Raw genomic sequence first — 12438 nt, forward strand, 5'->3', positions numbered from 1 at the left:
GGCAGGCCCGCAGGGCCCGCCCCCGGCGCCGGCCCGACCCGCCGACGAAGAGGTTCACCCCCATGGCCACCGGCACCGTCACCCCCGACCTCGACGCCTTCCGCAAGCTCGCCGCCGACCGCCGGGTCGTCCCCGTCACACGGCGCCTGCTCGCCGACGGCGACACCCCCGTCGGGCTGTACCGCAAGCTCGCCGCCGAACGCCCCGGCACCTTCCTGCTGGAGTCGGCCGAGAACGGCCGTTCGTGGTCCCGCTACTCCTTCGTCGGCGTCCGCAGCGCCGCCGCCCTCACCGCCGACGCCGACGGCAACGCCCGCTGGCACGGCACCCCGCCCGTCGGCATCCCCCTCGACGGCGACCCGCTGGAGGTGCTGCGCGCCACCGTCGACGCCCTCCACACCCCGCGCGACCTCCACGACGCCGACGAGCTGCCGCCGCTCACCGGCGGCATGGTCGGCTACCTCGGGTACGACGTCGTCCGCCGCCTGGAGCGGATCCCCTCCCGCACGCCGGACGACCTGGGGCTCCCCGAGCTCACCATGCTCCTCGCCACCGACCTGGCCGTCCTCGACCACGCCGACGGCACGGTGCTGCTCATCGCCAACGCGGTCAACCACGACGGCCTGCCCTCGGGCGTCGACGCCGCCCACCGCGACGCCGTCGCCCGCCTCGACGCCATGACCGCCGACCTGGCCCGCCCGGTCGACACCCACGCCTCCGTGCTCACCCCCACCGCCCCCGCCGACGCCGTCTCGCCCTTCGGCGGCAAGCCGTTCCGCCGTGCGGTGGAGGCCGTCAAGGAGCACATCCGGGCCGGCGACGCCTTCCAGGTCGTCCCCTCCCAGCGGTTCGAGGCGCCCTGCCCGGCGAGCGCCCTCGACGTCTACCGGGTGCTGCGGACCACCAACCCCAGCCCGTACATGTACCTCTTCCGCTTCCCCGGCCCCGACGGCACCGCCGAGGGCGGCTTCGACGTCGTCGGCTCCAGCCCGGAGGCCCTGGTCAAGGTCGCCGACGGCCAGGCCGTGCTGCACCCCATCGCCGGCACCCGCCACCGCGGCGCCACCCCGCAGGAGGACGCCGACCTCGCCGCCGAGCTGCTCGCCGACCCCAAGGAGCGCGCCGAGCACCTCATGCTCGTCGACCTCGGCCGCAACGACCTCGGCCGGGTCTGCGAACCGGGCAGCGTCGAGGTCGTCGACTTCATGTCGGTCGAGCGGTACAGCCACGTCATGCACATCGTCTCCACCGTCACCGGCCGCATCGCCCCCGGCCGCACCGCCTTCGACGTGCTCACCGCCTGCTTCCCCGCCGGCACGCTCTCCGGTGCCCCCAAGCCCCGCGCCATGCAGATCATCGAGGAGCTGGAGCCCACCCGGCGCGGCCTGTACGGCGGCTGCGTCGGCTACCTGGACTTCGCCGGCGACTCCGACACCGCCATCGCCATCCGCACCGCCCTGCTGCGCGACGGCACCGCCTACGTGCAGGCCGGGGCGGGCGTGGTCGCCGACTCCGACCCGGCGGGCGAGGACGCCGAGTGCCGCAACAAGGCCGCGGCGGTCCTGCGGGCCGTCGCCACCGCCGCCACCCTCCGCCCGCCCCGCTGAACCCCCCGGGCCGCCCCTCCGGACCCGTCGGACCCCCTGCGAACCCCTGCGGTGCCGGCCCCGGCGGCCGGCCCCGCGGGGGCCCGGTGGCCCGGCCCGCCGGGGGAGGGGCGACACTGGACCGGTGAACGCCACGCCCGACCCCCAGGCCGCAGCCGCCCCCGGCACCCCCGGCACCGCCCCCGCCCGCGGCGGCCGCCGCAGCCTCGCGCTGATGCTGCTGCTCACCCTCGCGGGCGCGGTGCTGGTGCTCTGGGCCGTCGGCCGGACCTGGGCCGAGGGCAGCGCCGCCGGCCTCGGCCGGGCGCACCTGTCCGTCACCGGCCGCCAGGTCTCCGGGGTGCCCGGCGCGCTGGCCCTGGTCGGCCTGGCCTCCGCCGTGGCCGTCCTCGCCGTCCGCCGCGCCGGGCGCCTCGCGGTCGGCGCGCTGGTCGCCCTCGCCGGGGCCGGCGCCGCCGTCGCGGCGGCCCTCGGCGCCGCGGACACCGCCGCCGTCGACGCCGAGGCCGCGCGCAGCACCGCCCTGGCCGCCGCCTCCGCCACCCGGGTCACCCACACCGCCTGGCCCTGGCTCGCCGTCGCCGGCGGCGTCCTGCTCTGCGCCGCCGGGCTGCTGACGCTGCTGCGCGGCCGGGACTGGCCCTCGATGTCCAGCCGGTACGACGCACCCGCCGGCCGGGCCCGCGCGCCCCGGCGCGAGGCCACCCCCGCCGACCTGTGGAACGCCCTGGACCGCGGCGAGGACCCCACCGCCCCCCGCTGAACCGGCGGCCCCGCCCCTGCCCCCGCACGGCCCGTGCCCGCCCCGGGGGCACCCTCCGGGCCCCGGCCGACCCCCGGTCGGCCGCACCCCCGGCGGTCGGGGAGAATGTCAGCGAGAACCCGTCCGTCGCCCCGCACCAGCTCCAGGGCGCCGGACACCGCCCCTACCGGCAGCAAGGAGCACCAGCAATGTCGGCATCAGCCCACGGCCACACCCCCGCCGCATGGACCGGCGTCATCATCGCCTTCATCGGCTTCATCGTGGCGGGCATGGCCGTCGTGGCCGCCACCCCGTGGCTCTTCTGGGTCGGCATCGCCCTGACCCTGGCCTCGGCCGTGATCGGCAAGGCGATGCAGATGGCCGGCCTCGGCAAGCGGCCCGCGACCTCCGGCCACTGACGCGCCGGGGTCCCGCAGCACCGGGCCCGCCGCAGCGGGCGGCCCCGGGCCGCCGGCCCGGGGCCGCCGCCCGCCCGGCCCGGCGGCCCGGCGGCCCGGCGGCCCGTCGGCGGTCCGGGCCGCACGGCTCCCGCCCGTACGGGGCCCGCCCGCACCAGTCCCGGACGGCCGCCCCCCGGCGGCCCCCGCCCCCTCGGCGCCTGCGACGGGCCCCCGCCCGCGCGCCCCGTCCCGGCGACTCCCGGCCCCCCGGGCCCCGCATCCCTGCCGCCGGGCGCGGGCAGGGGCAGAATCGTGGCGTGAACGCCCCGGCAGCCCCCACCCCCCGCCGGCCCGGCCCCCGCCGCACCGGCCGCCCCTCCGCCGCCCGCCGCCTGGCCGCCCCGCTGGCGGCCCTCGTCGCGGTCGCCCTCCCCACGCTCTACGTCGCCGCGGTCGACCCGAACGCCCCCGGCCGCTACCCCGTCTGCCCCTTCCTGCAGGCCACCGGCTGGTGGTGCCCCGGCTGCGGCGGCCTGCGCTGCGTCCACGCCCTCACCCACGGCCACCTCACCGAGGCCCTCCACGACAACCTGCTCGCGGTCCTCGCCCTGTCCGCCGCCGCCCTCCTGTGGCTGCGCTGGACCGCCGCGGCCGCCACCGGACGGCCGGTCCGCGCGCCCGCGCCCACCCGCCGCCACGCCGTCCTGCTGATCGCCGCGGCAGCCGCGTTCACCGTCGTCCGCAACCTGCCCACGGGGGCCTCGCTGGCGCCCTGACCTGCCCGCACGGCCGCCCCGGCGCGTCCGACCGGCGAGACCGCGGCGGTCCTGATGCGGGCTGTGCGCCGCTCTGCCGATACCATCGAAGGACCGGCCGCGCCCCGGACCCGGCGGATCCCCGATCCCCGCGCCCGTCCCGCAGGCCGCGACCACCCGTACGTCCGAGAGAAGGGGCGCCCCCCGTGAGCGTGCTCGACGAGATCATCGACGGAGTCCGCGAGGACCTCGCCGAGCGCCAGGCCCGCGTCTCCCTGGACGAGCTCAAGGCCCGCGCCGCCCGCGCCCCGCAGGCCAAGGACGGCGTCGCCGCCCTCCGCGGCGACGGCGTCCGCGTGATCTGCGAGGTCAAGCGCTCCAGCCCCTCCAAGGGCGCCCTCGCCGCCATCGCCGACCCCGCCGGGCTCGCCCGCGACTACGAGGCCGGCGGCGCCGCCGCGATCAGCGTCCTCACCGAGCAGCGCCGCTTCGGCGGCTCCCTCGCCGACCTCGACGCCGTCCGCGCCGCCGTGGACACCCCCGTCCTGCGCAAGGACTTCATCGTCAGCTCCTACCAGCTGTGGGAGGCCCGGGCGCACGGCGCCGACCTCGCCCTGCTGATCGTCGCCGCCCTCGACCAGCCCGCCCTGGTGTCGCTGATCGAGCGCGCCGAGTCGATCGGGCTCAGCCCGCTGGTCGAGGTCCACGACGAGGAGGAGGTCGCGCGCGCCGTCGACGCCGGGGCCCGCATCATCGGGGTCAACGCCCGCAACCTCAAGACCCTGGAGGTCGACCGCAACACCTTCGCGAACGTGGCCCCGAGCATCCCGGACCACGTCGTCAAGGTCGCCGAGTCCGGCGTGCGCGGCCCCCACGACCTCATCGCCTACGCCAACGACGGCGCCGACGCCGTCCTCGTCGGCGAGTCCCTGGTCACCGGCGGCGACCCCAAGGCCGCCGTCGCCGACCTCGTCGCGGCCGGCGCCCACCCGGCCCTGCGCCACGGGCGGGGCTGACCCGCAGGCCATGTCCCTCTCCGCCCGCCACGCACCCGGCTGCCGCCCCCGCGGCTGCCGCGCCCCGGCGCGCCGCGTCCGCGGCCGCCGCGTGCGGTACGTCATCGGCTGCGAGCCGGGCCAGGTCCAGGGCCGCCGATGGCGCCGCCGGACGCGGCAGCGGGACCACCGGGCCTGAGGGCCCGCGCCCCCGCGCACCCCCGACCGGAGGGGGAGGGGCCCGGCACACGGACGCCCCGGCCGCACGCCGCCGGTACCGCCGCACCGCGGCCGGTACCGCCACCGCCATCGGCCCACCCACAGGACACGGAGGGATCCGTCATGTCCACGGACCATTCCACCGCAGTGCAGGTTCCGGACGCCCGCGGCTACTTCGGGCGCTTCGGCGGCCGCTTCATCCCGGAGGCGCTGGTCGCCGCCGTCGAGCAGGTCGCCGAGGAGTACGAGAAGGCCAAGGCCGACCCGGCGTTCGCCGCCGAGCTGGAGGCCCTGAACCGGGACTACACCGGCCGGCCCAGCGCGCTCACCGACGTCCGCCGCTTCTCCGAACTCGCGGGCGGCGCCCGCATCCTGCTCAAGCGCGAGGACCTCAACCACACCGGCTCGCACAAGATCAACAACGTGCTCGGGCAGGCCCTGCTGACCCGGCGCATGGGCAAGACCCGCGTCATCGCGGAGACCGGCGCCGGCCAGCACGGCGTCGCCACCGCCACCGCCTGCGCCCTCTTCGGCCTCGACTGCACCGTCTACATGGGCGAGGTCGACACGCAGCGCCAGGCCCTCAACGTCGCCCGCATGCGCATGCTGGGCGCCGAGGTCGTCGCCGTGAAGTCCGGCAGCCGCACCCTCAAGGACGCCATCAACGAGGCGTTCCGCGACTGGGTCGCCAACGTCGACTCCACCCACTACCTCTTCGGCACCGTCGCCGGACCCCACCCGTTCCCGATGATGGTCCGCGACTTCCACCGCGTCATCGGCCAGGAGGCCCGCGCCCAGGTCCTGGAGCGCACCGGCCGCCTGCCCGACGCCGTCGTCGCCTGCGTCGGCGGCGGCTCCAACGCCATGGGCATCTTCCACGAGTTCATCCCCGACACCGGGGTCCGCCTGGTCGGCTGCGAGGCCGCGGGCGAGGGCGTCGACACCGCCCGCCACGCCGCCACCCTCACCAAGGGCAGCCCCGGCGTCCTCCACGGCGCCCGCAGCTACATGCTCCAGGACGAGGACGGCCAGACGGTCGAGAGCCACTCGATCTCCGCCGGCCTGGACTACCCCGGCATCGGCCCGGAGCACTCCTGGCTGAAGGACACCGGCCGCGCCGAGTACCGCCCGGTCACCGACGACCAGGCCATGCAGGCGCTGCTCCAGCTCTCCCGCACCGAGGGCATCATCCCGGCCATCGAGTCCGCCCACGCCCTGGCCGGCGCCCTGGAGCTGGGCCGCGAGCTCGGCCCCGACGCCGTCATCCTGGTCAACCTCTCCGGCCGCGGCGACAAGGACATGCACACCGCCGCCGAGTACTTCGGCCTGCTCGACGACCCGGGCCGCGAGCCCGGCGCCCCGTCCGACCGCGCCGTCGCCACCGAGGCCGACGAGAAGGCAGGGAAGTGACCGTGACCACCACCCCGAACACCGCCGCCCCCACCCGCCTGAGCGCCGCCCTCGCCGCCGCCCGGGCCGAGGGCCGCGCCGCCCTCGTCGGCTACCTCCCCGCCGGCTTCCCCACCGTCGAGGGCGGCATCCGCGCCGCCCGCGCCCTGGTCGAGGGCGGCTGCGACGCCGTCGAGATCGGCCTGCCGCACTCCGACCCGGTCCTCGACGGCCCCACCATCCAGACCGCCGACGACATCGCCCTGCGCGGCGGCGTCCGCATCGCCGACGTGCTGCGCACCGTCCGCGAGGTCGCCGCGGCCGTGGACGCCCCCGTCCTGGTCATGACGTACTGGAACCCGGTGGACCACTACGGCGCCGCCCGGTTCGCCGCCGACCTGGCCGCCGCCGGGGGAGCGGGCTGCATCCTGCCCGACCTGCCGGTCGAGGAGTCGGGGGAGTGGCGGGCCGCCGCCGCCGAGCACGGCCTGGACACCGTCTTCGTCGTCGCCCCCAGCAGTCGCGACGACCGGCTCGCGCAGATCACCGCCGCCGGCAGCGGCTTCGTCTACGCCGCCGCCGTCATGGGCGTCACCGGCACCCGCAACCAGGTCGGCCACCTCGCCGAGGACCTGGTCAAGCGGACCAAGGCCGCCACCGACCTGCCGGTCTGCGTCGGCCTCGGCGTCTCCACCGCCGAGCAGGCCGCGCAGGTCGCGGCCTTCGCCGACGGCGTCATCGTCGGCTCCGCCTTCGTGCAGCGCCTGCTCGACGCGGGGCAGGACGAGGAGGCCGGCCTCGCCGCCGTCCGCGCCCTCGCCGCCGACCTGGCCGCCGGGGTCCGCCGCCGCTGAGCCCGCACGCACGCCGCACGCCGCACGGCCCGCCGCCCCACGGGGCGGCGGGCCGTGCGCGTGTCCCGGGATGTCCCGGGATGTCCCGGGGGTTTCCGGCGCTCCCGGCGGCCGGGGCCGTCCGGGCCCGCCTGCCGGTCCCCCGTACGGGTGGACCGGGAGGCGGCCGCGCAACCACGGTGCGTGACCGTTCGTTGACCCTGCGGCAGGTTCGGTGGCGCCCTCCCTCCCCGGGCGCCGCCGCCCCGACCCCCGCGGGGGCCTGCCGGCGAGACGTCAGCGAGAGGATCGTCCGTGCCCCGGTACCAGCCCAGACTCCTGCGAGCCGTCGTGGCGGTCACCGCCCTGGTCGCCGCCGTCGGAGGCGAGGCCGCCGTCGGCCGGGCCCTGGCCGACCGCGGCGCCGAGGCGACGGGCCGCTCGGAGGCGCTGCTGCCGGCCCGCGCCGTCTCCGAGGTCCGCGCCAGCCGCGCCGAGGACGCCCTGCGCGCCGCCCTCACCGGCCGGCCGCCCGGCGCCCCGCTCACCGCCCCGGCGCTTCCGGGCACCCCGCTCACCGCCCCCGGGCCCGCCGCCCCCGGCCTGGCGGGCGCCGTGCCCGGTGCCGCGGCCGAGGGCCGCCCCGCCGTCCGGCCCGGTCTGCCGGACGTGCCCGCGGCGGCCGTCCTGCGGGCGCTGCCCGCCCGCCTGGACCGCGACGGGACCGCGATCGACGTCGGCCGCGCCGGCGCCCCGGTCACCGTCACCCTGTACGAGGACTACCGCTGCCCCGACTGCCGCCGCTTCGAGGAGGCCCAGGGCGCGGTGCTGGCCCGGCTCGCCGCCTCCGGCACCGTCCTCGTCCGCCGTGTCGTGGAGTCCTCCCTCGACGTGCGGCTCCCCGGCGACGGCGCCCACCGGGCGGCCAACGCCGCCCGCGCCGCCCTGGCGGCCGGCGGCTTCCCGCTCTACAACGCCCTGCTCTACGCGGAGCAGCCCCCCGAGCAGGAGGACGGCTACACCGTCGGCCGCCTCCTCGCCCTCGCCTCCCGGGTGCCGGGCCTGCGCGGGCCCGCCTTCGACCGGGCCGTGCGCACCCGGCGGTACGCCCCCTGGGCGGCCGCGGCGCAGCGGGCGTACGAGCGCCACGGCCGCCGCGCCGGATACGGCACGCCCGGCATGGTCGTGAACGGGCGGCCGGTCGACCTGGCGGCCCGGCCGGACCTGGCCGGCGACCCCGGCGCGCTGCGGGCCTTCCTGCTGGCGCAGGCGCGCCGCTGACCCCGTGCGCCGCCGACCCGCGGCGCACCCCGCGGCGCACCCCCGGGCCGGTGCGCCACGGCCCCGCACATCGGGATTTGCGGCCCCGGGGGAGCCGGCGCCCACGTGGCAGGTTCCACGACGGGCACCCTCCCGCCGGGCCGCCCCAAGGCCCGACCGCTCCACCGCCCGACCGCCCGACCGCCCCACCGCCGCAGCGGACGCCGCAGCCGCAGCAGCCGCACCCGACCGCACCACGCCCGCGACGACCCGGGCCGCGCTCTCTCCGAGGGGGACCACCGATGACCGCACCGCAGGACGCCATGCTCGCCCGGGACTCCGCCGCCACGCGCCCGGCACCGGCGGGGGGCCGGCTGCGGCGCGCCCTCGACGGACCCGGTGCCGCGTGGGCGTCCACCGCCGCGCGCCTCGCCCTGGCCGCCGTGTGGACGTGGGCGGGCCTGGCCAAGGTGGCCGACCCGGCCGAGGCCGCCCAGGCCGTCCGCGCCTACCGCCTGCTCCCGGAGGCCCTGGTCAAGCCCGTCGGCTACGGCCTGCCCTTCCTGGAGCTGGCCCTGGCCCTGCTGCTCCTCGCCGGCCTCGGCGTCCGGGCCGCGGCCGTCCTCTCCGCCGCGCTGCTGCTGGTCTTCATCGCCGGCATCGGCTCGGTCTGGGCCCGCGGCCTGACCATCGACTGCGGCTGCTTCGGCGGCGGCGGCCAGGTCGCCGCCTCGCAGACCCGGTACCTCCAGGAGACCCTCCGCGACACCGGCCTGCTCCTGGTGGCCGCCTGGCTCGTGTGGAAACCGCGCAGCCGCCTCTCCGCGGACGCGTGGCTGAACTCCTGACCCCGGCCGGTCCCGCTCCCCGCCCGGCCTCCCCCACCCCTCCCCTTCGCGACCGGCAGGCAGCCCATGCAGATGAGTGAGAAGAACCGAGACGGCAAGCGCAGCGCCCGCGAGAGGCTCGCCGCCGAACGCCGGGCGCAGGAGGACCGCGCCCGGCGGAAGCGGAAGCTGGTGGTGCTGGGCTCGGTGGTCGCCGTGGTCGCGGTCGCCGTCGGCGTGGGCGTCGCCGTCCAGTCCCGGCGCAGCCAGCCCGAGACCCCGGTGGCCGCCCCCTCCGGCGCCGCCGGCGACCGGAAGCTCGTCCTGCCCGACGGCGCCGCCAACGCCCCCGCGACCCTCACCGTGTACGAGGACCCCCGCTGCCCGGCCTGCCAGCTCTTCGAGAAGGCCTTCCGGCCCACCGTGGACAGGCTCAAGGACGAGGGGAAGATCGTGGTGAACTACCACATCGTGTCCTTCATCGACCGCCACGACAGCGGCACCGGCTCCAAGAACGGCGCGAACGCCCTCGCCTGCGCCCAGGACGCCGGGAGGTTCCGGGCGTACCACAACGTCCTGTACGCCAACCAGCCGCCGGAGACCGAGGACCCCTGGAGCAACCGCGGCGCCCTGATCTCCCTGGCCGGCAAGGTGCCCGGCCTCGACACGCCCGCCTTCCGGGCCTGCGTGAACGGGAACACCTACGGCGGCTGGGTCTCGGCCGTCCAGCAGGACTTCGACAAGTCCGGCTTCACCTCCACCCCCACCGTGCTGCTCAACGGCGAGTCGGTCTTCCCCCGCAAGGGCGGCCAGGACATCACCCCGGCCAACCTGAAGGCCTGGGTGGACGCCGCCAACAAGGGCAAGCGGCTCGGCACCCCGGCCTCCCCGGCTGCCTCCCCGGCGGCGTCCCCCGCCGCGAAGGCGCACGGCAGGAAGGCCCGCCGACACCACCGGCCCGCCGCGTCCCCGGCCCCCGCCGCGGCCCCGCCCGCGCCCGGCGCCGCCGCGTCCACGGCCCCCGCGTCCACCCGCTGACCCGGCCCCCGCGCCGCCTCCCGCCCCCGGCGGCGGCGCGGGTTCCACCCCGGCCGCCGCGGGTCGCGCCCCAACCGTTACGGACGCGCCGCGCCGGGCAGGGTAGCGTCTTCCTTGCCATGGACCTTGCATTCATCCCGAGCCCGTCGCGGGGCGTGATCCACCTCGGACCCCTCCCGCTGCGCGCGTACGCGTTCTGCATCATCATCGGTGTCTTCGTCGCCGTCTGGCTCGGCAGCAGGCGCTGGGTCGCCCGCGGCGGGGCCGCCCACACGGTGGGCGACGTGGCGGTCTGGGCGGTGCCCTTCGGCCTGGTCGGCGGCCGCCTGTACCACGTGGTCACCGACCACCAGCTCTACTTCGCCCCCGGCAAGCACCCGGTCGACGCGCTGAAGATCTGGAACGGCGGCCTCGGCATCTGGGGCGCCATCGCCCTGGGCGCCGTCGGCGCCTGGATCGGCTGCCGCCGCGCCGGCGTCCCGCTGCCGGCCTGGGCGGACGCCCTCGCCCCGGGCATCGCGCTCGCGCAGGCCTGCGGCCGCTGGGGCAACTGGTTCAACCAGGAGCTCTTCGGCAGGCCCACCACCCTGCCGTGGGGCCTGCGGATCGACTACGACCACCGCCCCGACGCCACCAAGGCGCTCGCCACCTACCACCCGACGTTCCTCTACGAGTCGCTGTGGTGCGTCGGCGTCGCCCTGCTGGTCATCTGGGCCGACCGCCGCTTCCGCCTCGGCCACGGCCGCGCCTTCGCCCTGTACGTCGCCGCGTACACCGTCGGCCGCTTCTGGATCGAGTACCTGCGCGTCGACGAGGCCCACCACATCCTGGGCCTGCGGCTCAACGACTGGACGTCCATCGTCGTCTTCGTCGGCGCCGTCGTGTACATGGTGGTCTCCGCCCGGCTGCGCCCCGGCCGGGAGACCGTCGTGGACCCCGCGGCCGCCGGGAGCCCTGAGGCCGCCGGGAGCCCCGAGGCCGCCGAGGCCGCGGACGACGAGCCCGGGACGCCCGCCGCCGCGCCCGCCCAGGACCCCGCGGACGGCCCCGCCCCCCGCCGGGGCCCCGCCGACGCCGCGCTGGCCGAGGCCGCCCGCATCGACGAGGAGAAGGCCGGCGGGGAGGCCGCCGCCGCGGACCGCGACCGCGCCCCGGGGGCCGGCAAGCGCACCTGACGCCGCCCGCAGGCCCCGTCCGAGGCTGACCGTACCCGCTGTGACCAGCGGGTACGGTCAGCCTCTCCTTGCTGGAAAGAAAATCTGCCGCGCATTACGTTCGACTCCGGCAGAGCCCCGCGAGGGGGTGGCACAGCCCCGCGAGGGGGCGGCGGGGACCCGGACGGGGGCCCGGCGACGGGACGGAGACACACGTGGCATCGACGATCGGCGGACCGGCTGCGGAGGCGGTGGCGGCCGAGGCCCACCACCACAGCCACCGCGACGTGAACGGCGGCTGGCTGCGCCCCGCCGTCTTCGGCGCGATGGACGGCCTGGTCTCCAACGTCGCTCTGATGACCGGCGTCGTCGGCGGTGACGCCTCCCGCACCACCGTGATCCTGGCGGGCCTGGCAGGCCTCGCGGCCGGCGCCTTCTCCATGGCCGCCGGAGAGTACACCTCGGTGGCCTCGCAGCGGGAGCTGGTCGAGGCGGAGCTGGAGGTGGAGCGCCGGGAGCTGCGCCGCAACCCGCACGACGAGCTGGCCGAGCTGGCGCAGCTGTACGTGTCGCGGGGCGTGGAGCCGCGGCTCGCCGCGGAGGTGGCCCGCCAGCTGTCCGCCGACCCCGACCAGGCGCTGGAGATCCACGCCCGCGAGGAGCTGGGCGTCGACCCGCACGACCTGCCGTCGCCGCTGCTGGCGGCGGTCTCCTCCTTCGGCGCGTTCGCGGTGGGCGCGCTGCTGCCCGTGCTGCCGTACCTGCTGGGCGCGACCTCCCTGCTGCCCGCCCTGGCCGTGGCGATGCTCGGGCTCTTCCTGTGCGGCGCCGTCGTCTCCCGGGTGACCGCGCGGACCTGGTGGTACAGCGGGCTGCGCCAGCTGCTGCTGGGCGGCTCGGCGGCCGGCCTCACCTACCTGCTGGGACGGCTGATCGGCAGCGGCATCGGCTGACCCCGCGCCCGGCCCCTCCCGCTCCCTCCGCCCGCCGCATGATTATGCGGCGGGCGGAGTGACGTTCCACACACGACGTTTTCGGTGCCGCCTCCCCTACCATCGGAGGACCAGGCGGGCTGCCCCTCGCGGGGCCCGGCGCAGCGTCGCGCGGCCCGCCTGCAACGCAGGTGTTTCGCTGCGGTTTCACCCTGTATCGCAGGGGGCACACTTCCGGGGACGTGCGGGTGACCCTTCGTCGTCACCGGATGCCCCTACCGGCGGG

13 protein-coding genes are annotated in these 12438 nt (G+C 77.8%); all 13 read left to right on the forward strand.

Features of this window, described 5'->3' with window-relative positions; genetic code table 11:
• Nucleotides 1-62: 62 nt before the first annotated feature.
• The gene (locus ACFY07_RS03700; RefSeq protein ID WP_390867201.1) at nucleotides 63-1607 is read left to right on the forward strand and encodes an anthranilate synthase component I; all 1545 of its coding nucleotides are present in this window, start codon (nucleotides 63-65) and stop codon (nucleotides 1605-1607) included.
• Between the two features lie 124 nt (nucleotides 1608-1731).
• On the forward strand, nucleotides 1732-2370 hold the full coding sequence (locus tag ACFY07_RS03705; protein WP_390867202.1) for a TIGR02234 family membrane protein: 639 nt from the start codon (nucleotides 1732-1734) through the stop codon (nucleotides 2368-2370).
• 188 nt (nucleotides 2371-2558) lie between these two features.
• The gene (locus tag ACFY07_RS03710; protein WP_230648166.1) at nucleotides 2559-2768 is read left to right on the forward strand and encodes an HGxxPAAW family protein; all 210 of its coding nucleotides are present in this window, start codon (nucleotides 2559-2561) and stop codon (nucleotides 2766-2768) included.
• Nucleotides 2769-3067: 299 nt separating this feature from the next.
• The gene (locus tag ACFY07_RS03715; RefSeq protein WP_230648165.1) at nucleotides 3068-3526 is read left to right on the forward strand and encodes a DUF2752 domain-containing protein; all 459 of its coding nucleotides are present in this window, start codon (nucleotides 3068-3070) and stop codon (nucleotides 3524-3526) included.
• A 185-nt stretch (nucleotides 3527-3711) separates the two neighbouring features.
• Nucleotides 3712-4521 (forward strand): indole-3-glycerol phosphate synthase TrpC, encoded by an 810-nt coding sequence (gene trpC, locus ACFY07_RS03720; RefSeq protein WP_230648164.1) that lies wholly within the window; start codon nucleotides 3712-3714, stop codon nucleotides 4519-4521.
• Between the two features lie 10 nt (nucleotides 4522-4531).
• A complete protein-coding gene (gene trpM, locus ACFY07_RS03725; RefSeq protein ID WP_374228058.1) occupies nucleotides 4532-4699 on the forward strand; it encodes a tryptophan biosynthesis modulator TrpM in 168 nt (55 codons plus the stop codon).
• Nucleotides 4700-4842: 143 nt separating this feature from the next.
• Nucleotides 4843-6129, forward strand: a complete 1287-nt coding sequence (gene trpB / locus ACFY07_RS03730; RefSeq protein ID WP_390867203.1) for a tryptophan synthase subunit beta — start codon at nucleotides 4843-4845, stop codon at nucleotides 6127-6129.
• A gap of 2 nt (nucleotides 6130-6131) precedes the next feature.
• The gene (trpA, locus tag ACFY07_RS03735; protein ID WP_390867204.1) at nucleotides 6132-6962 is read left to right on the forward strand and encodes a tryptophan synthase subunit alpha; all 831 of its coding nucleotides are present in this window, start codon (nucleotides 6132-6134) and stop codon (nucleotides 6960-6962) included.
• 294 nt (nucleotides 6963-7256) lie between these two features.
• On the forward strand, nucleotides 7257-8222 hold the full coding sequence (locus ACFY07_RS03740) for a thioredoxin domain-containing protein (RefSeq protein ID WP_390867205.1): 966 nt from the start codon (nucleotides 7257-7259) through the stop codon (nucleotides 8220-8222).
• Between the two features lie 281 nt (nucleotides 8223-8503).
• Nucleotides 8504-9049, forward strand: coding sequence for a MauE/DoxX family redox-associated membrane protein (locus ACFY07_RS03745; RefSeq protein WP_390867206.1), 546 nt, complete (start codon nucleotides 8504-8506; stop codon nucleotides 9047-9049).
• A gap of 72 nt (nucleotides 9050-9121) precedes the next feature.
• The gene (locus ACFY07_RS03750; RefSeq protein WP_390867207.1) at nucleotides 9122-10066 is read left to right on the forward strand and encodes a DsbA family protein; all 945 of its coding nucleotides are present in this window, start codon (nucleotides 9122-9124) and stop codon (nucleotides 10064-10066) included.
• A 119-nt stretch (nucleotides 10067-10185) separates the two neighbouring features.
• Nucleotides 10186-11241: a prolipoprotein diacylglyceryl transferase gene (gene lgt, locus ACFY07_RS03755; protein WP_390867208.1), complete on the forward strand. Its 1056-nt coding sequence runs from the start codon at nucleotides 10186-10188 to the stop codon at nucleotides 11239-11241.
• Nucleotides 11242-11447: 206 nt separating this feature from the next.
• Nucleotides 11448-12173: a VIT1/CCC1 transporter family protein gene (locus ACFY07_RS03760; RefSeq protein ID WP_390867411.1), complete on the forward strand. Its 726-nt coding sequence runs from the start codon at nucleotides 11448-11450 to the stop codon at nucleotides 12171-12173.
• The last annotated feature ends 265 nt before the right edge of the window (nucleotides 12174-12438 follow it).

This window comes from Streptomyces sp. NPDC001380 (assembly GCF_042895785.1).
Classification (GTDB): domain Bacteria; phylum Actinomycetota; class Actinomycetes; order Streptomycetales; family Streptomycetaceae; genus Peterkaempfera.